Source organism: Chryseobacterium sp. CBTAP 102 (assembly GCF_003201365.1).
GTDB classification, from domain to species: Bacteria; Bacteroidota; Bacteroidia; order Flavobacteriales; family Weeksellaceae; genus Chryseobacterium; species Chryseobacterium candidae.
Map to the genome: position 1 here is coordinate 25,892 of NZ_QICX01000017.1, position 19,430 is coordinate 45,321.

Sequence of the window (19,430 nt, forward strand, 5' to 3'; positions counted from 1 at the left end):
CTTTTGTAGTTGTAAATCTGGTATTAAACAATCTCAATCAGACTTCCTCTTTCTTCATCCTTGATAATATTAAGAGCGGTAGGAATCTTTTCTTTCAGTTCTTCAACGTGCGAAATAATACCCACAATCCTGTTTTCTTTCATCAGATGAGTAAGGGTTTCAAAAACGATATTCACCGATTCCGTATCCTGCGTTCCAAAACCTTCATCAATAAAGAAGAAATTCTTTTCGGCCTGCGCATTGGCCTGAACACTTTCTGCCAGTGCCAGCGCCAGACTCAAGGATACCTGAAAGGCCTGTCCTCCGGAAAGTGTTTTTACACTTCTGCTTTTCCCTTCGTTGAGGTAGTCAATGATTTCAAAATCGTTATTTTCATTCAGCTGAAGACTCAGCTGGTTTCTTGTCATCCGGTGAAAACGGACATTGGCATGATCACAAAGCTGTCTCAGGTAAATAGACGAAACATATTGTACAAAACCTGCACCTTTAAACAGGTTCATCATGATTTTTAAATTTTCTGAACGCTTCTGAAGCTTTGCCAGTTCTTTTAAAAGGGTTTCTTTTTTCACAAACTCTTTTTCCAGCCTGTCTATTTCTGCGGTTTTTGTGACTACGGAATCGCTGATTTTTTTCTGCTCATTCTGTGCTTCAACGAACTGCTGTTCAGCAAGAGAAAACTGTTCGTTATCGAATGAAAGATCTTTCAGTTTTACTTCCAACTCAGTGATGAATTTCTTTAAAGCTTCGAATTCAACTCTGAAATTCTGAACTTTGGCTCTCACCAGCTGAATATTGATCTCCTGCAGTAAAATATTATCAACTTCTTTAAATGCTGTGAAATTTTGATTTGTCAAAGCTTTGGCAATCGCCTCTTCATTACCGGAAATTTCCTTCTCAAGTTCTGTAATTTGTTTTTCAGACTGGCTGACAATTGCTTTTTGCTCTGCCAGTTTTGGAGAAAGAACTTTTTCCTGTTCTACCGCCTTCCGGTAATTTTCTTCAGTCTCTTTATTAGATTGTACAAGTTTTTGATAAGATTCCTCAATCTCTTTTATTTCCTTTTGAGCATACAGATTCCAGTCGAGAATTTTAAGGCCGGAACGGCTGATATTGATTTGCTCCTGTTTCGAAACTTCTTCCAGACGGAAAGCTTCCAGGGCGTGCTTATATTTTTCCAGTGTTTTGGTTTCTCTGTCAATATGCTCCCTTTCAACTGTTATAGTACGTTCCGTTTCTTCAATCTTTTTCTCCAGCGTAAACGAGTCTGAGCGTTTTTTCTCAAACTCCTCTTCCTTGTCAGGTGAAAATGACTTCCAGGTGAAATTCAGCAGATGATTTTCAATATCCTTCTGAATCTGAAGGACAATTTTTTGTTCCGAAAGAAGTTGTTCCTCAAAGATTTTTTTACGGTCCAGAATTTTGTCAACTTCTGCTTCCTGTTTTTGAAGAACAGTTATTTCCTGTTCTACAGATGTTATTTTCTCCTGAATTTCCTGCAGTTCAGTATTCACATCATGAAATTCCACAATATGCGGATGCTCTTTAGAACCACAAAGAGGACAGTTTTCCCCATCATGAAGCTCACTGGCAAAACGGGAAAGTTCTTTTTGAATTTTGAGATGATCCAGTTTCTGGGAAAGTTCCTTTTTTTGGGTTTCTAAGGTTTCTTTTCTGCTTTTGAAATCTTCTTTATAATTTTCGTTGTAAGCAAAAGGTTTCAATTCTTCTGCAATTTCTCCGATCTGTTTTTGCTGTCTCTCAATCTTTTCGGTTTGTTCCTGCTGTGATTTTTTTAGGCTCTTTTGCTGAATAAACCAGTTGCCTACTTCAGAAAGCAGCACAGAATCAAGTTTTTGTTCCTTTAAAGTTTTTATTTGTGCTGAAAGTTCATCAATCTTTTTTTGAATTTTCTCTTTATGAAGATCCACTTCTTTTACTTTTTCAGAACCTTTCTGAGTTCTTTCATTCAGAACTTTAATTTCTTCAGAAAATTTCAGGATCTGAATGATGAGGCTCAGATCATTTTCCTGAATTCTGGATTGTTCTAATGCTTTAAACTGTGGTTCAAGAGCCGTAAGCTGTTCCTTTACGATCGTAAAAGTCTTTTCAGTTTCCTGCCATGCTTTAATTTGCTGTTCTTTTTCGTTTTGTTTCGCAGCAATCTCTTTTGAGAGTTTATCTTTCTCAATAATTAAAGGCTTGAAAAGCCTGAAAGTACGGTCGTATAATTCTGCCTGTGCTTCTAGAGCATCCATCTGGGGCTTTTCTTCAGAAAGTTTGCTGAATTTTTCCTTATTCTGCTGTAAACTGTCAAAGTCGCTTTTTAAGTTTTTCAGCTGTTGATACGTTTGGGAAACCTTCTCCAGTTTTTCATTGGATTCTGAGAGGAGTTTCTGCTCTTCAGCCAACTGTTCTTTCTGAAGTTTAATTTTCTCTTCATTGATTTCTTCAAACCCTTTTAACTGTCCTTCCAGCTGATCCAGTTCAGATCTGTTCCTTACATTAAGTGCAGAAACGTTGTTCTGAAGGTCAAATTTTTGAAGATTAAAGATCTCCTTCATCATATTTGTTCTCTCTGCAGCACCCAATTCAAGGAATTCTTTGAACTGTCCCTGCGGAATAATGATGGTTCTTTTGAAGTTGGAATAGCTCAACCCAATAATAGATTCTGCATTGGAGTGATCCAAAGGAAGCCATTTGCCATTGATATTTTCATAAAATGTAACCGCATTAGGCTTTACTTCTTCGAATTTTTTGGAATTCCGCTTAAAATCACGGGCAGCCCGGAAAAGTTTATTCTCATAATTCACAAAATCAAATTCTATATAAGAACTGTTTGATTTTAAATTCATCATGTTATAAGCCCTTTTATCACGCATGTTCAGACGTTCCGTTTCTCCATATAAAGCAAACGAAATAGCTTCCAGAACCGAAGATTTTCCGGAACCCACCGCCCCGAAAATCCCAAACAGACCTGCTTCGGTAAGATTTCTGAAATCAATAGTCTGGCGCTCCTGATACGAGTAAAGTCCTTCGATCGTTAATTGTACAGGGATCATAGCTTATGCATTTAAAATTTCGTTAAACAAATTCATCAGTTCTTCATTGGCTTCCTGCCCGCCATTTTTAGATTTAAAATAATCTCTGAACAGGATATCAATATCCTGACTTAAATTGATTTCATGGGTTGGGTTTTCTCCCAATTCCAGATTTCTGACTTTTGGAATAAGGTGAACAATTCCGTTGTGAGACTGATAAATTAACCTTCTTTCATCAGCTGTTAAAAAAGTTTCACTTTCCAGCGTAAGTTCAATAAATGTATTGGGATTTTCACCCAGCCATTGTACGGTATCTTCAATGGAGGTAAATGTTTTTCTGACCAAAGCTCTGCCGCTTTGCAAGAGTTTCTTCTCGTAGGAAACTGCTTTTCCAGGTTCTGCATCAATAATGGAAACATACTTCTTTTGTCCGGCTTCACTGAAACTGTAGCACAGAGGAGAAGATGAATAAATAACAGGCTTTTCCTTGGTTCCGATATTCTGAAAACCGTGAAGGTGGCCTAATGCCGTATACTGAATCTGCTCAGGAATACTGTCAGAAAAAATCAGATCTGCATTCCCAATCTTAATCGGTTTTTCTCCTTCCGGCTCTTCCAGAATTTCCGCACCTCTTTTATTCATGTACAAATGAGCCGTCAGAAGATTCACTCCGGTATCATCACAGAACTGATCCGCAAGATTTTTCCATGTCTGTGAAAGAACCTTGTTGATTTCTTCTTCTTTATTTTCACCAAAATATTCCTTTAACCGGATTTCATTCGCAAAAGGCGTGTGGAGAATTCTTACCGGAAAATTTATCCCCTCAATTTTCAGCTCTATAAAACCCTCTTTGGAATGGGTGATGTTGAAATATTCTGTATCAAAAGGTATGATTTCCGCTTTGGGATGGCCTATTAAAATAATTCCGCATTCCCTTGCCAGAGGATCAGGAGCATCGATTAAGCTGGGAGAATCATGATTACCGGAAATAGCAATCACAGGGCGTTTTCCGTTCAGGGATAAACGTTTTAAGGTTTTATAAAAAAGTTCAGCAGCCTCTACACCTGGATTGAAATTATCAAAGAGATCACCGGCAATTAAAACCAGATCCACGTTTTGTTCGTCAGCAATCTGAACAATTTCATTCATCACCAGAACCTGTTCTTCCAGTCTTGAAAAACGGTCGAGGCGTTTACCCAAATGCCAGTCGGCAGTGTGGAGGATTTTCATAATTTAAATTTGAGAATTAAAAAGAGTATATGCAACATAATTTTCAACTTGTTGGGTAGAGAATTATTTGCAGGTATTACAATGTAAATATAGAGAATACTTCATTTTAAAAAATAAGGTTTCCCTTAATCAGATAAAAACAATTTATAGCTTATTGTCAGCTTCTCTGGCTTTGAAATCTTCCCGGATCTGTTTTAATCTTGCTTTCCGTTCTGATTCTGCATTTTGAATTTTACGTTTTTTCTGATCAATTTTCTTTTTATTTTTCTTCCTGTTTGCTTCGTTATTTTTGCTCATGTTTTGTATAGCAGATAATTTTTATGGATAAAAAATAGCTTCTTCAAAAATAAGAAACAAAAAGGGAAGAGGGATGTGGATTTTTATATAAACTTATAATAAATTAATTTTGTAAAAAAAAGATGGAACAACAGTCCAAAGATCCTTTACACGGAAAAAGACTGGATGCTATCCTTGAAGAACTTGTAGAATACTATCAAGGTTTTGAAAGGCTTGGCGAACAGATCAATATAAAATGTTTTACAGACAACCCAAGTATAAACTCTTCCCTGAAATTTCTGCGGAAAACACCGTGGGCAAGAACAAAAGTAGAAAGCCTGTATCTTTTTGTCCTAAGACAGAAAAAGAGAGAGGAGGGTAAAAAAAATAAAGGCTAAAAAAGAAGATCTGTCTTTCTTTATGCCTTTCATAGCTTCCTTCTTCCATCCCCCGGCTTCCAGGTTCACTGAATCATTTCAAAAAGAGTATATTTGTACCATTAATCGTGAAACAACATCACGAAAAAAAGAAAAAATATGACAATCGAAAACAATCACGTTGTAGCTGTAAAGTATATACTTCACACTATCGAACCAGATGGAAGTAAGATTCTTGTAGAAGAAACAACAACAGAAAATCCGCTTACATTTTTGTATGGTGTGGGAATGATGATTCCAAAATTTGAACAAAATATCCTTGGTTTGAAAGCTGGAGATACAGCTGCCTTTACAATTCAGCCTGAGGAAGCTTATGGTGAAAGACAACCGGATGCTATTGCACAATTACCTGTGGAAATGTTCAACGAATCAGGACTTCCACCTGTAGGAGCTATTTTACCTTTATCAGATAACCAAGGGAATAACTTCCAGGCTTTTGTAGTAGAAATTACTCCGGAAGTTGTAGTAGCAGACCTTAACCACCCAATGGCAGGTAAAGTCTTAGATTTCCAGGTGGAAGTTTTAAACACCCGTCCTGCAACAGAAGAAGAATTGGCACATGGCCACGCTCACGGAGTTGACGGAAACGAAGCTCACTAAAAAAATAAATGTCCGAAAAAGTCGGATAATATAGTATATACATGATACAAAATAAGCCAAAGAATTATCTTTGGCTTATTTTTATTTAAGGTACAAATAGTTATTGAATGCTTGGCATTCTTCCGGAGGGGTGTCAAAAATTCTATGAATTTTTGACGGGGTGGTTCTACGCAAAGCATTGTCTGCATTACATTTCTTCAACCTGTTTGTTAATCCAAAAATTCTCCGGAAACATAATACCAGCGTTCATGCATTTTCTGAAAAACAGAAAACTCATGATGAACCTGCTGATGACCCTCCTGATCCGTATAATAAGCCTTAAATTCTACATGATTTAAAGCCGGAGTACGGATGATTTCCAGTTTTGTCCATTGGTTAATTTCTCCCCATTCCTGTAAGTCTTTTTTATTATGGTATTTTCTTTTTCCGGGAAGGGTCGTCTCCATCAGGTATTCACCATTCGGAATGGCAAAAGCAGAGAATCGTGAACGCATCAGAGCCTCAGCCGTTGGAGCATATTTTTCTCCCGTATGATAAGGTTTACAGCATTCCTCGTAGGATTTTCCTGAACAGCATGGACAGTTCATATATTACATTTAAAATTTGAAATGCAAAAATAATGAATATCAATAGAAACGGGCTTTAGCCCGTTAAAAAATAAGCAAATAAAAATCCATGGCTTTAGCCGAAACATAAAAAAGAAGCACTCTAGTTAAAGAATGCTTCCCGTTAATTTATTTAATAAACCCTCTGCTTCTCAATAAAGGCTTGATATCCGGATCGTGTCCCGTAAAATCTCTGAATGCCTGGTTCAGGTCTACAGAATTTCCTACGGAAAGAATATATTTTCTGAAACGGTCACCGTTTTCTCTGGTTAATCCTCCATTTTTACTGATCCATTCCCATGCGTCATTATCCAAAGTTTCAGACCATAAATAAGCATAATATCCTGCAGAATATCCACCTCCCCAGATGTGAGCAAAATAAGGAGTGTGATATCTTGGCGGAACCGTTGCCAGATTGAATCCATGGCTGGCCAAAGATTGCTTTTCAAAGTCTAAAACAGGAATAAACTGACTGTCATTGCTTACTGTATGCCAATCCATATCAAGCTCAGCAGCAGAAACCAATTCAGTAGTCATATAACCCTGATTGAAAGTAGATGCTTTTTTAATCTTGTCTACCAAAGCCTGCGGAATAGACTGTTTTGTTTCATAATGTACTGCATAATTCTTCAGAACAACAGGATCTAAAGCCCAGTGTTCATTAATCTGGGATGGGAATTCCACGAAGTCTCTCGGTACATTCGTTCCCGAAAGTGAAGGGTATTTCTGGCTGGCAAACATTCCGTGAATGGAGTGACCAAATTCATGGAAGATGGTGGAAACATCATCATAACTGATTAATGAAGGTTTCCCCGGAGCCGGTTTTTGATAGTTGTAGCAGTTAACGATTACAGGTTTTGTTCCCAATAAATAAGACTGTTCTACAAAATTACTCATCCATGCACCACCGTTTTTAGAATCCCTTGTATAGAAATCCAGATAGTAGATGGCAATAGATTTTCCATCATGATCGAAAACCTCATAGGTTACTACATCAGGATGGTAAACAGGAAGATCAGTTCTCTTTTTAAAAGTCAGTCCGTAGAATTTTTCAGCGGCAAAGAAAACTCCTTTTTCAAGAACCGTTGTAATTTCAAAATAAGGTTTTATTTCGCTTTCATCAAGATCAAACTTCGCTTTTCTTACCTGTTCAGCATAAAAATTCCAGTCCCAAGGCTCTACTTTGAAACCTCCTTTCTGCTGATCAATAAGATCCTGTATATCTTTTGCTTCACGTCTTGCTGTTTCCACTGCAGGAGTAGCGATTTGATTCATCAGTTTAGTAGCAGCTTCAGGGGTTTTTGCCATCTGATCCTGAAGTTTCCACTCAGCGAAGTTTTTCTTTCCCAAGATCTGTGCTTTCTTCAATCTCAGTTTAGCAAGCTGCTCTATGGTAGATCTTGTATCGTTGGCATCTCCTTTCTCAGCTCTGGTCCATGAAGCTTTAAATAGCTTTTCTCTGGTAGCTCTGTTCTTTAAATTTTGTAAAAGAGGCTGTTGGGTTATATTTTGTAAAGCCAGAAGATATTTTCCTGGTTGTCCTGCTGTTTTGGCATCAGATGCTGCTGCTGCAATTTCATCTGCAGAAAGTCCGTCAAGCTCTTTCGCATCAGAGAAAAATACACCTCCCTGTTTTCTTGCTTCCAGCAATTTATTGGAATACTGTGTAGACAGAGAAGCCAGTTCCTGATTGAGCTGCTTTAATTTTTCTTTATCCGCTGCAGAAAGATTAGCACCTGCGATTTCAAAATTCTGCTTATAATATTGTACCAGTCTTTTGCTTTCAGAATCAAGACCATCTTCTTTGATGGATTGTATTCTTTTGTAAAGATTTTCATTCAGGTACAGTTTATCAGAATGTGCGGCAAAAATAGGGGCATATTCTTCATCCAAAGCCTGCAAAGTAGGGTTGGTATTAGCACTTGTAAGATTTGAAAATACAATTTGTGCTCTTCTCAGTACCTCACCACTTTTTTCCAATGCAACGATGGTATTTTCAAAAGTAGGAGCAGCCGGATTGTTGGCAATTTTCATAATTTCAGCTTCATGTTGCTTTAAACCATAGTTAAAAGCAGGTTTGAAGTGTTCATTTTTGATTTTGTCAAACTCCGGAGCTTCGTACTGAAGCTTGCTCTTCTTCATAAAAGGATTTGAAGATAAAGAGGGATCAGGTGCAGGAAGCTCCTGTTGAATATCGGTCTGTTTCATTGTAGTACAAGATTGATTGAACGCCAAGGCAGAAATTAATAATACCGATGAAATATTCTTCATAAATATAGTTGTTATTAAAGCATAAAGATATTAAAAACTTGTATCATAGAATGTATTTTGGCGAACGTATTTTTTTACGTCATTTTGTGGGTATTGCACAATGAATCAGTTAAGTACCTTCAGAGGTGAAAAGTCTTTCCAAAAAATCTCTCTTGAAGACCATTACAGTATTTTCAAATGTAATGTAATATTTTTTATAAATTAGTTGTTATTTAAATAAAGATATCCACAAAAAAATTAACAAAAGGAATAAGCATGAAAACAAGTACTTTATTTATTTTTTCAGCCTTAGTGGCTTTAGCCTCGTGTAATGATAAACATGAGAACAGAAACAGGGAAGGAGACAATGGTAATTGGGTAGAGAAAGTAGTGAGCAAGGAAAGCGGCCCGATACAGCATAAAGAATTTAATGGAGATTTTGATGAAATTAAGGTTTCACAGGCCATTGAAGCAGAAGTTATAAAATCTGAAACAGAAAAAGTAGAAATTTCTGCACCTCAAAGCATCATCAATGAAATTCTTGTAGATAATGATGGCGGAAAACTGCACATTCATTATAAGCCGGGGATCAGAGTGATGAACATCAGCAAAGTGACAGCTAAAATTTATACAAAAGATTTTAGTAAACTTGTTGCGGATTCGGCTGCGAGAATCATTGTGAAAGATAAATTTACTCAGGAGAAAACAGAGATCGAAGCATCCAGTGCAGGAAGTATTTCCGGAGATCTGGAGGCTAATGATATGGATATCAATGTAAGCAGCAGCAGCAGTTTCGATGGGAAAGTCTGGGCAGTAAACCTTAACATTGAATCTTCATCAGGATCAACACTTGACCTTTCAGGAAAAGCAAAAAAAGCAGATGTAAGTGCCTCTTCAGGAAGCAGTATTTCCGCTAAAAATGTTATTGCTGATGAGGTAGAAGCAGATGCTTCCAGTGGAGCAAGTATTCATATAAGTGCTGTTTCCAGTGTGAAAGCAGGCGCTTCATCCGGTGGAAGTGTGGATATTTCTAAAAAAGGAGAGCTTAAGAGCGTGAGCAAAGAGGAAAGCAGTGGTGGAAGTGTAAATATCCAATAAACTAATTCTGGGATTCATCCTCATCTTCTTCATCGGCGGATGAGGAATCTTCCCAGTTTTTATTATCAAAATTAAGATTATCATACGCTAACAATTCCTCCTCCCTTTGGAGCATTTCTTTTGTGGTAAATAGAGTAATGTCATCATTATTTTCCTTCATTTTTGCAAGTTTTCTCACAGAAGCTTTATCAATAGCCATAAATCTTTGCCCAAGACGTCTTGCGGCATATTTCCTCATTCCTGTTTCATGAAGTACATCCACCGCCATATCCACCGCTGTTCCCAATGTTTCGCGGTAGATATGATTAACTCCATTGTTTAGATAATCATAAGCATCGATCCTGTTTTTCGCTCTTACAAAAATTTTCACTTTGGGATAATGTTCCCGCACAAGTTCTGCAATGAATTTGTTATCATCGGAATCATCCAGACATAAAACCAGAATTTCAGCATCTTCAATTCCTGCGGCTCTTAAAATAGGTATTCGGGTGGCATCTCCATAATAGACTTTAAAACCATAGCTTCTGAGCAATTTAACACGATCAGAATCACGATCCAAAACGGTAGCGGGTATTTTATTGGCTTTTAAAAGACGTCCAACGGTGCTTCCAAAGTGCCCAAAACCTACAATGATAATTTTCTTTTGACTAACATTGCTGTCGAGAATATTATAATCATGTTCTTCCTCAGGGATTTCTGTAATAAATTTGGGAGTAATAAACTTGTCATTGATGATTAGGAGAACAGGAGTGATACACATTGTAATGGCAGTGACAGCCATCATCTGTGCATTCATCTCCGGCCCTAAAAGATAAAGATCCGAAGCATAGTTAAGCAGTACAAATGCAAATTCTCCCACCTGTGAAAGGGCAAATGCATAAAAAAGACTTTGGGAAGTATCTATCCTGAAAAACTTTCCAATAGCATATAAGACAATAAATTTTACAGCCAGCACAGCAAAAACAGTACTGAAGATAAATAAAGGATCTTTCTGGATAATATTAAAATTGATAGTTGATCCCACACTCACGAAGAAAACAGCCAGTAACAGTCCTTTGAAAGGATCAATCTGCGCTTCCAGCTCATGACGGAATTCACTGTTGGCAAGCATTACTCCTGCAAGGAAAGCTCCCAAAGCAGGTGAAAGGCCGATCACCACCATCAGTTCCGAAACCCCAATAACCAGAAATAATGAAGAAGCTGTCAATAGCTCTGACATTCCCGATTTTGAAACATAGCGCAGAAAAGGAACAAATACATATCTTCCGAGTAGAATCAATAATGCTACTCCAAAAATTACCGTTCCGGCCTGAAGCCATTCCGGCAGTTTTTGGATCAGAATCTGGATTTCATTATCATGATGCTTGGCTTTATAATTGGCCAGAATAGGCAATATCGCCAAAATAGGAATCACAGAAATATCCTGAAATAACAAGGTGGAGAATGAAGCTTCTCCCGCAGTAGTCTTGAGATTATTCTTCTCCTGTAAGGTCTGGAGGACAATTGCTGTAGAAGATAGCGCGAAACACATGGCAATGGCAATCGCTTTGTCTACTCTCCAACCTACACTTGTGAATACTAAGAAAAGCAAGAGAATCGTAAGTGCCATCTGTGAAAGTCCCAATCCCATTATTTTCTTTCGCATCTCCCAGAATTTGCGGGGTTCCAGTTCCAAACCTACCAAAAATAAAAGCATTATAACGCCAAATTCGCTGGCATGCATAATATCATTGACGTTGTTTCCTGTAAGTTTAAGGACATAAGGACCTATAATGATTCCTCCTAAAATATAGCCGATTACAGAACTTAACCCTAGTTTTCTTGCCAAAGGAACCATGATGATGGCTACACCGAGGAAAATTAATGTGTTCATCGCTAAGCTGGATTCCATATGCTATTGATTGAGTAGTTCTGTAAATTCTTTTTTATGTAAAATGATTTCTTTTTTAGAGAGCTTGTTGGCTTCGTATACAATTTTAATATGCTTAATATCTGCTTTGAAAACCCTTAATGAAACGATAAGCCCGCTGATCAGTTCATCTATGGTGTATTGATAAGTGCCGGTTTTACTGAAAGATCTTTCTTTTCCGCCTGTGGTTACCAGAATATAGACTTCTTTTCCTTCGAGTGGATTATGTTCGCCCTCTTTCAGCCAGTCTCTGTCGAAAACTTCATCAATCCATAATCTGAGAAGCGGTGGCATTCCGAACCATATCAGGGGAAACTGGAAAACAAAACGTTCATAGTTTTTAAGACGTTTTCTTTCCCGGAAAGCAGCGATATGAAAGTCAGGATATTCTTCGTAAAGATCTCTCAGGGTATAATGCTGGTGGCGAACGTAGAAATTGATGAGCTCTACATTCGAATTGGAATGCTCCAGATAAGGGTGTGCAAATACTACCAGCGTCTTCTTCATAATCCTGTTTTCAGTAAATATAATAAAAAAATATTGAATAAAAGGTGGTTTTTATGAGGTTTTATTAATTTTTTACTATCTAAATATCAATTTAATATTAATAAAAGTTAAAGAATTGGCATTATTTTATGTTTTTAAATAAAAAAATCAGATCGTGATGATCTGATTTTTATATAATTTAAAATTGTTTCTTTATTTACCATCCTCCGGATGCGCCACCGCCTCCAAAGCTTCCACCACCTCCGAAGCCTCCGAATCCGCCTCCGCCTCCTCCGGAACTTCCACCACCAAATCCTCCGCCTCCGAAGCTTCCAGGGAATGGGAAAAAACCTCCAGGATAGTTTCTGCGTCCTCTTCTGGTAATGATGACATCATCATCGTCGTCATTGTTTCCACCACGTCCGCCACCTCTGCTACCAAATAGGATAGCAATGATGATGAAAATAATAAAAGCAATGATAAGAACTTTAAAAGCACTTCCATTACCGGAAGGAGCTGTGGTGGCTACAGGTTTGAATTTTCCCTCAACAGCTTCCATAATCGCTGAGGTTCCACCGTTGATGCCTTCATACCAAAGTCCTTTCTTGAACTTTGGAGTAACGATGTAATCTAAGATTTGTCCTGCTACTGAAGCGGTAAGGTATTGCTCTACAGCGCGTCCTTGTTGGATAGACATGGTTCTGTCTTCTGTCGCGATAAGGAAAACCACTCCGTTATCAACACCTTTTTTTCCGATTTTCCATTTTTCCCCAAACATGGTTGCCAGAAAATTCACATCTTCTCCTTTGGTGGAACGGATGATCACTACTTCAATTTCCGTTGAGGTAGAATCTGCAAACTTGATCAGTTTATTGTTAAGTGCATCTTTTTCCTGCTGGGAAAGTAATCCGGCTTCATCAAAAACAGGGTAAAGTACCGAGGGTTTTTCGGGAATGGTGTACTGTGCTGATACAAAAGTGTAAAAGCAAAGTAGTAAAAATGAAAATACTATTTTAAGAGAACGTAATTTCATTTGGAAGTTGGTTTGGGTTTTCTCCTTTTACAGGAAAATGTTTTTTGAGTTCAAGTCCCGTTTCCAGGATGGCACTTTTCAGCGCCTTATAATAATTTCCTTTGGCAAATTCAGCGGTGATATAATCGTGAAGATGATCCCAGTAAGACTGTTTTACTTTTTCATGAATTCCGATATCTCCGATAATGGTAAGATATTTTTGTTCAAAATTGACATGGAAAAGCACTGCGTTTCTTTCAGCAGTTTTATCCATATCAAGCTTCTTGAAAACATCAAATGCTGTTCTGGCATCACGGGTTTCCGTATTGGAATCAATATGTACCCTGATCTCTCCTGTAGAATGATCTTCCGCAGACTGAATCGCTTCCACAAGGGAAGCGATCTGTTGATTTGTTAGGAAATTACCCATTATTATTTGAATACTTCAGGGGCTTTCTGAGCACCTGCGTCAGCTTTGAAATAAGGTTTTTCTTTAAAGTTGGTGAAATTCGCCAGAATATTATTCGGGAAAGTCTTGATGGAAGTATTGTAATCCTTTGCAGCATCGTTATAATAAACCGTCTCAGTTCTGATGCTGTTCTCAATAGCAGTGTACTCTCTCTGGAAGTTGATATACTGCTGGTCTGCTTTTAGGTTAGGATAAGATTCTACCACGGCCATCAATCTGCTTAATGCACCCGATAATTCTCCCTGTGCTGCCTGGAATTTAGCCAGATCAGCTTCTGTCATATTTGTAGGGTCAATATTGATAGAAGTCGCTTTGGAACGAGCTTCCACAACTTGTGTTAAAGTTTCCTGTTCAAATTTTGAATAGGATTTTACGGTTCTTTCCAGATTAGGAATAAGATTGGCTCTTTTCTGATAAACGGTCTCTACATTAGACCATTTTGCATTTACAGTCTGTTCTTTTTCTACAAATCTGTTGTATCCGCTTTTTCCCCAGAAGAAAAGAACAGCAACAATAATAAGAAGGGCAATACCGATGGTTCCTGCACCCAGACATCCTTTATTTTTCATAGTTTATTTTTTTAAATTTTTTGTGCTAACCAAATATACAAATTATGTGCTAATTTTGTAAAAAATTATTTGAATGACAACAATAGTGGTGGCAATGGGAGAGAAAAATGAAATTGGTTTTGAAAACCAGTTGCTTTGGCATCTTCCCAAAGATTTGAAACATTTTAAAGATATTACTTCCGGGCATCCTGTGATTATGGGCAGAAAAACATATGAAAGTATTGGAAAAGCTCTTCCGAACCGTACCAATATTGTTGTGTCAAGAAAGAAAGACTGGTTTGAAGAAGGAATTCTTATCGTAGGAAGCATCAAAGAAGCGTTGAAATTTGCTAAAAAGATTGATGAGGAAGTTTTCATTATCGGTGGCGGAAATATCTACGAACAGACTATGGATGTTGTGGACAGGCTTGAAGTTACTTTGGTGAAAGCGGACCTTCATGCTGATACTTTCTTTCCTAAAATAGATCCGAAAATCTGGAAAATGACCAATGAAATCTGCCATGAGAAAGATGAGAAGAATGGTTATGATTTTTGTTTCCAGACGTTTGAAAAAATTAACAAAGAAGCATAGAGGTCAATAGTGAATTTTTGCTTCGTAAAGGGAATCGTGAATTTTCCGCAGTTACAAAATTAACAAACGCAGCGAATTGACCATTCACCATTGACTTTTTGAACTTTAAGCCTTAAATTTATTATCTTTGCACTTCTAAAATTTAATAATGAATAAATACATAAAAATTGCAGTAGCAGCAGTCCTTATTTTACTGGGACTTTATATGATGTTCTTCACGAGAAATCTTGGGTGGGGTATTGTTGTTTTCCTATTGGCTGCATTTCCGATTTTACTATTCTTTAAAAATGAATATATTCTATTGGCATTCTGGCAATTGAGAAAGCAAAATATGGAGAAAGCCGGAGAATGGCTGTCAAAAATTACAGATTATAAAACTCAGCTTCATAAAACTCAATACGGATATTTTCACTATTTATCAGGATTGACACAAGCTCAGGACCACCCTGCTAAAGTAGAACCTTTCATGAAGAAAGCGTTGGAGTATGGTTTGAATATGAAGCATGACAGAGCAATGGCTACTTTGAATCTTGCGGCAGCCGCTATTTCCAAAGGAAGAAAACAGGAAGGGCAGAAATTACTGGAAGAAGCAAAAAGACTGGACAGTGCTGGAATGATGACCGATCAGATCAAAATGATGAAAGATCAGTTGAAAATGCCGACCATGCAGAAGCATATGCATAACCCGAATATGAGAAACAGAGGAAAATTCTTCTAGTCAACCTAACATATACTATAAAAAGTCCTGATTTTTCAGGACTTTTTGTTTTTTATGATTGTAGGCGGTGGTGGTGCTTCCTGTTTAAAAAATGGGTCTTTTGGGTAAATGTTTTCCTTAACGGCAAACAAACTATCATGCTTCATAAATTTATCTTGGAGTCCGTCATCATAAAATTTCCGATTTTGTTTTTTATAGGTTACAGTAACCAAAGGAAAATCTCCTTTCTCATGCGGTTTATCTTCTTTGTTCAGAAATTTAAGATAATTTTCAAAAGACAAAGGATTGCTTGCTTTTACTTTGTAAGGTATTTTAGGTAAAGTTTGGGTCGTTTTACCATATGATGTTATTTCAGAGTATTTCTCCAGAAAGAGAGTGTCATGCTGCTTGGTAAAAGTATAAGTTTCAGATGCGAAGAACATGCAGGCTGAAAGATCAGTCATGATCTTAACAGTATCTCCGTTTTCCATTCTTTCGGAAAAGTGATAAAGATCTTTATTCAGATCAAATTGACTCTCGTGTTGGCAGGAGAATAAAGAAAATGAAAGAATGGTAAGAGGTAATCGTTTCACAAGGTTACATTTCCGAGTTCTGATCATACCCATAAAACTTAGGTATCTGCCAATGGTATTTTACCGCAAATGTTCGAATAGCAACGATGAGTAAAATAGTGAAGATCTGTATAAAAGTATAGGAAAGCATTGTATATCTGGTCATCAATAAAAATGCTGCTCCGCCTACGATACATGCTGTGGCGTAAATTTCCTTTCTGAAAATTAATGGAATTCTGTTGAGCAGTATATCCCGGATGATCCCTCCGAAACAGCCTGTAATGGTTCCCAATGCAATACAGATCATAGGATGGATTCCTGCGTTTAGTCCTTTCTGTACACCGATTATGGTGAACAGGCCAAGCCCGAAGCTGTCGAAGATAAATAAAGTTACTTTAAAGTTTTTCTCAAGAGATTTGAATATCATTGAAAATATACTGGTCACCAGAATCAAGGTACACATCAGAATATCATGCATCCAGAATACCGGTATGTCCAGTAATAAATCTCTTACCGTTCCTCCTCCCACAGAAGTTACAAATGCAATAATAAGCACCCCGAACGGATCAAGCCGTTTCTGCATTGCTGCGAAACTTCCGGACATGGAAAAGGCAATGGTCCCCAGGACTTCTATGGCAAAATTGAACTGTTCGTGCATATATAATTATAAATGATTGTTGATAAATGATAATTGATGAATGATAATTGATGAATGATTTCTGCTTAAGCAAATTCTTGGCCATTATATCAATTATCATTTATCGCTCATTAATTATATTTTTTTATCTCTCCACTCTCACAGAGTCCGGAACCATCAGTTCATATTCGCCGCCGTGGGTGATGATTTCCCTTACAATGCTGCTGCTGATGAAAGATTTTCCTGAAGAAGTCAGTAAGAATACTGTTTCCAGTTTTTTGTGAGCTAAAGTTCTGTTGGTATGGGCAATCGCTTTTTCGAATTCAAAATCGGCAGGGTTTCTCAATCCTCTGATGATATACTGAGCATTTTTTTCAAAGCAGTAATCTACTGTTAAGCCTTCGAATGAATCTACTTCCACATTGGGGAATTCTGCTAAGGAGTTTTGGATAAATTCCTTTCTTTTTTCAAGAGGAAACATATATTTTTTCTGAGAATTCTGTCCGATTGCAATGATTAATTTATCAAAAAGCGGTGCCGCTCTTTCTATAATGTCATAATGTCCTAATGTAATCGGGTCAAAAGACCCTGGGAAAACAGCAATTTTCATGTTGTACGAGTTATGATTTTGAATTTTGAATTATCAGTTAAAAGCTTTATGTTTATTTCGTTTCTAACCTCTAATTTCTAACTTCTATTTTATTTATTAAGTGCTTTTTCAACTTCATTTCCGCAAAGATCCATAATGGAAATTCCGTAATGTTTTGCCTGCTGAGGAAGAATACTTGCAGGAGAGAATCCCGGATTGGTATTCATTTCAAGCATATAAGGAATCCCGTTCATGAGTATGAATTCACTTCTTGAAAAGCCACTCATTCCTAATGAATTGTAAGCTCTTTTGGCGATTTCTTCCACTCTTTTTGTAGTTTCCTCGTCAATTCTTGCAGGCGTAATTTCTTCAGATGCCCCTTCGTATTTTGCTTCATAATCGAAGAACTCATTGGTAGGAACAATTTCTGTAATTCCTAAAACAATGGTTTCACCTTTGAAATCAATAACGCCTACGGAAACTTCCATCCCGTCAAGGAAGCTTTCAATCAGAATTTCATTATCTTCTTTGAATGCAATTTCAGTAGCAGCAATGAGTTCTGATTTTTCTTTTACTTTGGAAATACCGAGAGAAGATCCTGATTGGTTGGGTTTTACAAATAAAGGAAGATTCAGTTCTGCTACAATTTCATCCACATTGATGTCTTCACCTTTTCTTAAATAAATACTTTTAGCAGATGGAATTCCGTATTTTGATAATACAGCAAGGGTGTCTTTTTTATTGAAAGTAAGGGCGCTCTGGTAAAAATCACACCCGGTATATTTTTGTCCAATGGCATCCCAGTATGCCTGAAGAATTCCGTTCTCTCCCGGAGTTCCGTGGATGATATTAAAACAAACATCAAATTTTAAGACTTCTTCATTATCTAAAGTCACCGAAAAATCTCCTCTGTTGATGGGATATTTTTTGTCATTTTCACCTAAAAAATACCACTCATCTTTAAGAACTATTACTTTATATACGTCATAGAGATTTCTGTCTAAAGAATCATAAATCAATTGTCCGCTTTTTAAGGAAACGACGTATTCATCAGAATAGCCTCCCATAACTACGGCAACACTTTTTTTGTTCATAACCATATAGTATCAATTAAGGCAAATTTAATCATTTTATGCAATGCAATATGGGAAATCAGCAAATTTTAAAATCAAAAATGAATTGTGTTAAATAAAAAGTCCATTCTAAAATTATTAGCTATATTTGCGGTTATAATTAAAGTATTTTTAAGTATGCTTAAATCACTTTTCAATTGGAAAGTTTTACTGAATTTAGTAGTAGCCATCGGTATTTTCGTGGGTCTTGTATGGCTTACGTTTCGCTGGTTGGAGTACCATACGAATCACGGTCAGGAAATTCCTGTTCCCAATATTGTAAATAAATCGGTACATGATGCCGTTAAAATTTTAGATGATACAGGGCTGGAATATGAAGTAGACAGTGCCAATTACGATCCTAAATACAGACCATTCCAGGTGTTACAGGTATATCCTGCGCCAGGTTCCCGTGTAAAAGACGGAAGAACGATAACACTTAAGGTAAATCCAAGAACATGGGCTCCTATTGCGGTTCCTAATGTAATCAATAAATATTCCGGACTGGCATTCCAGAGACTGGATCAGGTAGGTCTTAAAATTGGTGATACGATTTATGAACCTAGTATTCAGAAGGACGCTCTTTTAAGAATATTATATAAAGGAAATGCTGTAAATCCGGGTACCCGCTTACCAAGATTCTCAACGATTGATGTAGTGGTTGGTTCCGGGCCTATGAGAAATATTTCCATTCCTAATGTAGTTGGACTTACGGTAAAAGAAGCGAGAGCTGTAATTGCCAGGAGTATGTTTGAAGTAGGATTGGTAGATCATGAAGACGGAGGCAAAGATGAGTCTGATATTATCTATTATCAGGATCCTGCCTCCGGAGATGTTCGTGATCAGGGAATGCAGATCGACCTTTGGGCAAGTAAGAAAACTCCGGCAGAATTAAGAGCAAAAGTAGAGCAGTTGAATTCTATCTATCGTATGAAAGTGGATACTTCACTTCCTCCGGTCCGATATGAAGAAGTACACAGTGAGCCAAGTTATGACGCTCCGGTTGTACCGGCTTCTGCTCCTAAAAGAGAAACTCCAAAACCAGAAGTACCGAAAACTGAGACTCCAAAGCCTCAGACTACAACTTCTAAACCTGCAGGTCAAAATACAGAGAAGCCTAAAACTTCTACCACTACTCCTTCAGCTGGAAGTACAGCGAAACCGGCTGCTTCAGCAACGACACAGCAGCCTGCTCAAAAGCCTAAAAAAGCTAAAGTGCAAATAGATTAATATAAAATTATTATAAATAAACAGAGGCTTCAACTGCAAAATG

The 19,430-nt window shown here is 37.4% G+C and carries 20 protein-coding genes; 6 read left to right on the plus strand and 14 right to left on the minus strand.

Features of this window, described 5'->3' with window-relative positions; all coding sequences use genetic code 11:
• Positions 1–23: 23 nt before the first annotated feature.
• The 3 genes from C8D70_RS18740 to C8D70_RS20935 all read right to left on the minus strand — a co-directional run bounded on the left by C8D70_RS18740 (position 24) and on the right by C8D70_RS20935 (position 4,565).
• Positions 24–3,059: an AAA family ATPase gene (locus tag C8D70_RS18740; RefSeq protein WP_110368317.1), complete on the minus strand. Its 3,036-nt coding sequence runs from the start codon at positions 3,057–3,059 to the stop codon at positions 24–26.
• Between the two features lie 3 nt (positions 3,060–3,062).
• Entirely contained in the window at positions 3,063–4,268 is a 1,206-nt protein-coding gene (locus tag C8D70_RS18745; RefSeq protein WP_110368318.1) for an exonuclease SbcCD subunit D, read from the minus strand.
• A 144-nt stretch (positions 4,269–4,412) separates the two neighbouring features.
• Positions 4,413–4,565, minus strand: coding sequence for a hypothetical protein (locus tag C8D70_RS20935; RefSeq protein ID WP_168801912.1), 153 nt, complete (start codon positions 4,563–4,565; stop codon positions 4,413–4,415).
• Between the two features lie 122 nt (positions 4,566–4,687).
• On the opposite strand from C8D70_RS20935, the gene C8D70_RS18750 reads away from it, so the two are divergent.
• Together C8D70_RS18750 and C8D70_RS18755 are read left to right on the plus strand one after the other, a co-directional pair.
• Positions 4,688–4,942, plus strand: a complete 255-nt coding sequence (locus C8D70_RS18750; RefSeq protein ID WP_110368319.1) for a VF530 family DNA-binding protein — start codon at positions 4,688–4,690, stop codon at positions 4,940–4,942.
• Between the two features lie 138 nt (positions 4,943–5,080).
• Positions 5,081–5,581 carry a peptidylprolyl isomerase gene (locus C8D70_RS18755; protein ID WP_076597149.1) on the plus strand — a complete coding sequence of 167 codons (501 nt, stop codon included), beginning with the start codon at positions 5,081–5,083 and terminating at the stop codon, positions 5,579–5,581.
• A 209-nt stretch (positions 5,582–5,790) separates the two neighbouring features.
• Here the strand turns inward: C8D70_RS18755 and C8D70_RS18760 are convergent, their stop codons facing one another.
• Both C8D70_RS18760 and C8D70_RS18765 read right to left on the minus strand, forming a co-directional pair.
• Entirely contained in the window at positions 5,791–6,168 is a 378-nt protein-coding gene (locus C8D70_RS18760; protein ID WP_076597150.1) for a YchJ family protein, read from the minus strand.
• Between the two features lie 147 nt (positions 6,169–6,315).
• Positions 6,316–8,457, minus strand: coding sequence for a M3 family metallopeptidase (locus C8D70_RS18765; protein WP_110368320.1), 2,142 nt, complete (start codon positions 8,455–8,457; stop codon positions 6,316–6,318).
• Positions 8,458–8,712: 255 nt separating this feature from the next.
• Here C8D70_RS18765 and C8D70_RS18770 point away from each other — a divergent pair, with 255 nt between their 5' ends.
• The gene (locus C8D70_RS18770; protein ID WP_110368321.1) at positions 8,713–9,534 is read left to right on the plus strand and encodes a GIN domain-containing protein; all 822 of its coding nucleotides are present in this window, start codon (positions 8,713–8,715) and stop codon (positions 9,532–9,534) included.
• A 1-nt stretch (position 9,535) separates the two neighbouring features.
• On the opposite strand, the gene C8D70_RS18775 is transcribed toward C8D70_RS18770, so the two are convergent.
• The 5 genes from C8D70_RS18775 to C8D70_RS18795 all read right to left on the minus strand — a co-directional run bounded on the left by C8D70_RS18775 (position 9,536) and on the right by C8D70_RS18795 (position 13,979).
• Positions 9,536–11,425, minus strand: coding sequence for a monovalent cation:proton antiporter-2 (CPA2) family protein (locus C8D70_RS18775; protein WP_110368322.1), 1,890 nt, complete (start codon positions 11,423–11,425; stop codon positions 9,536–9,538).
• A 3-nt stretch (positions 11,426–11,428) separates the two neighbouring features.
• On the minus strand, positions 11,429–11,950 hold the full coding sequence (locus tag C8D70_RS18780; RefSeq protein ID WP_076597154.1) for an NAD(P)H-dependent oxidoreductase: 522 nt from the start codon (positions 11,948–11,950) through the stop codon (positions 11,429–11,431).
• Between the two features lie 196 nt (positions 11,951–12,146).
• Complete coding sequence (locus C8D70_RS18785; RefSeq protein ID WP_110368323.1) at positions 12,147–12,962, minus strand: TPM domain-containing protein; 816 nt, start codon at positions 12,960–12,962, stop codon at positions 12,147–12,149.
• Positions 12,943–13,371: a TPM domain-containing protein gene (locus tag C8D70_RS18790; RefSeq protein WP_170872092.1), complete on the minus strand. Its 429-nt coding sequence runs from the start codon at positions 13,369–13,371 to the stop codon at positions 12,943–12,945. Before C8D70_RS18790 ends, C8D70_RS18785 begins: the two co-directional genes overlap by 20 nt.
• Positions 13,372–13,373: 2 nt before the next feature.
• A complete protein-coding gene (locus C8D70_RS18795) occupies positions 13,374–13,979 on the minus strand; it encodes a LemA family protein (RefSeq protein ID WP_076597157.1) in 606 nt (201 codons plus the stop codon).
• Between the two features lie 73 nt (positions 13,980–14,052).
• On the opposite strand from C8D70_RS18795, the gene C8D70_RS18800 reads away from it, so the two are divergent.
• Both C8D70_RS18800 and C8D70_RS18805 read left to right on the plus strand, forming a co-directional pair.
• Entirely contained in the window at positions 14,053–14,550 is a 498-nt protein-coding gene (locus tag C8D70_RS18800) for a dihydrofolate reductase (protein WP_110368324.1), read from the plus strand.
• A 148-nt stretch (positions 14,551–14,698) separates the two neighbouring features.
• Complete coding sequence (locus tag C8D70_RS18805) at positions 14,699–15,268, plus strand: hypothetical protein (protein ID WP_076597159.1); 570 nt, start codon at positions 14,699–14,701, stop codon at positions 15,266–15,268.
• A 35-nt stretch (positions 15,269–15,303) separates the two neighbouring features.
• On the opposite strand, the gene C8D70_RS18810 is transcribed toward C8D70_RS18805, so the two are convergent.
• The 4 genes from C8D70_RS18810 to C8D70_RS18825 all read right to left on the minus strand — a co-directional run bounded on the left by C8D70_RS18810 (position 15,304) and on the right by C8D70_RS18825 (position 18,139).
• Positions 15,304–15,840: a hypothetical protein gene (locus C8D70_RS18810; protein WP_146212903.1), complete on the minus strand. Its 537-nt coding sequence runs from the start codon at positions 15,838–15,840 to the stop codon at positions 15,304–15,306.
• A gap of 4 nt (positions 15,841–15,844) precedes the next feature.
• Positions 15,845–16,477 carry a trimeric intracellular cation channel family protein gene (locus tag C8D70_RS18815; protein WP_076597161.1) on the minus strand — a complete coding sequence of 211 codons (633 nt, stop codon included), beginning with the start codon at positions 16,475–16,477 and terminating at the stop codon, positions 15,845–15,847.
• A gap of 124 nt (positions 16,478–16,601) precedes the next feature.
• On the minus strand, positions 16,602–17,066 hold the full coding sequence (gene coaD, locus C8D70_RS18820) for a pantetheine-phosphate adenylyltransferase (protein WP_076597162.1): 465 nt from the start codon (positions 17,064–17,066) through the stop codon (positions 16,602–16,604).
• A gap of 89 nt (positions 17,067–17,155) precedes the next feature.
• A complete protein-coding gene (locus C8D70_RS18825) occupies positions 17,156–18,139 on the minus strand; it encodes a D-alanine--D-alanine ligase (protein WP_110368352.1) in 984 nt (327 codons plus the stop codon).
• Positions 18,140–18,295: 156 nt separating this feature from the next.
• On the opposite strand from C8D70_RS18825, the gene C8D70_RS18830 reads away from it, so the two are divergent.
• Complete coding sequence (locus tag C8D70_RS18830; RefSeq protein WP_110368326.1) at positions 18,296–19,387, plus strand: PASTA domain-containing protein; 1,092 nt, start codon at positions 18,296–18,298, stop codon at positions 19,385–19,387.
• Positions 19,388–19,430: the final 43 nt, after the last annotated feature.

Bases quoted from the DNA above. Each gene is read 5' to 3' on its own strand.
- C8D70_RS18800 (WP_110368324.1), top strand. From the start codon at position 14,053: ATGACAACAATAGTGGTGGCAATGGGAGAGAAAAATGAAATTGGTTTT.
- C8D70_RS18745 (WP_110368318.1), bottom strand. From the start codon at position 4,268: ATGAAAATCCTCCACACTGCCGACTGGCATTTGGGTAAACGCCTCGAC.
- C8D70_RS18775 (WP_110368322.1), bottom strand. From the start codon at position 11,425: ATGGAATCCAGCTTAGCGATGAACACATTAATTTTCCTCGGTGTAGCC.
- C8D70_RS18750 (WP_110368319.1), top strand. From the start codon at position 4,688: ATGGAACAACAGTCCAAAGATCCTTTACACGGAAAAAGACTGGATGCT.
- C8D70_RS18785 (WP_110368323.1), bottom strand. From the start codon at position 12,962: ATGAAATTACGTTCTCTTAAAATAGTATTTTCATTTTTACTACTTTGC.
- C8D70_RS18740 (WP_110368317.1), bottom strand. From the start codon at position 3,059: ATGATCCCTGTACAATTAACGATCGAAGGACTTTACTCGTATCAGGAG.
- C8D70_RS20935 (WP_168801912.1), bottom strand. From the start codon at position 4,565: ATGAGCAAAAATAACGAAGCAAACAGGAAGAAAAATAAAAAGAAAATT.
- C8D70_RS18765 (WP_110368320.1), bottom strand. From the start codon at position 8,457: ATGAAGAATATTTCATCGGTATTATTAATTTCTGCCTTGGCGTTCAAT.
- C8D70_RS18780 (WP_076597154.1), bottom strand. From the start codon at position 11,950: ATGAAGAAGACGCTGGTAGTATTTGCACACCCTTATCTGGAGCATTCC.
- C8D70_RS18815 (WP_076597161.1), bottom strand. From the start codon at position 16,477: ATGCACGAACAGTTCAATTTTGCCATAGAAGTCCTGGGGACCATTGCC.
- C8D70_RS18825 (WP_110368352.1), bottom strand. From the start codon at position 18,139: ATGAACAAAAAAAGTGTTGCCGTAGTTATGGGAGGCTATTCTGATGAA.
- C8D70_RS18830 (WP_110368326.1), top strand. From the start codon at position 18,296: ATGCTTAAATCACTTTTCAATTGGAAAGTTTTACTGAATTTAGTAGTA.
- C8D70_RS18790 (WP_170872092.1), bottom strand. From the start codon at position 13,371: ATGGGTAATTTCCTAACAAATCAACAGATCGCTTCCCTTGTGGAAGCG.
- C8D70_RS18755 (WP_076597149.1), top strand. From the start codon at position 5,081: ATGACAATCGAAAACAATCACGTTGTAGCTGTAAAGTATATACTTCAC.
- C8D70_RS18795 (WP_076597157.1), bottom strand. From the start codon at position 13,979: ATGAAAAATAAAGGATGTCTGGGTGCAGGAACCATCGGTATTGCCCTT.
- C8D70_RS18760 (WP_076597150.1), bottom strand. From the start codon at position 6,168: ATGAACTGTCCATGCTGTTCAGGAAAATCCTACGAGGAATGCTGTAAA.
- C8D70_RS18805 (WP_076597159.1), top strand. From the start codon at position 14,699: ATGAATAAATACATAAAAATTGCAGTAGCAGCAGTCCTTATTTTACTG.
- coaD (WP_076597162.1), bottom strand. From the start codon at position 17,066: ATGAAAATTGCTGTTTTCCCAGGGTCTTTTGACCCGATTACATTAGGA.
- C8D70_RS18770 (WP_110368321.1), top strand. From the start codon at position 8,713: ATGAAAACAAGTACTTTATTTATTTTTTCAGCCTTAGTGGCTTTAGCC.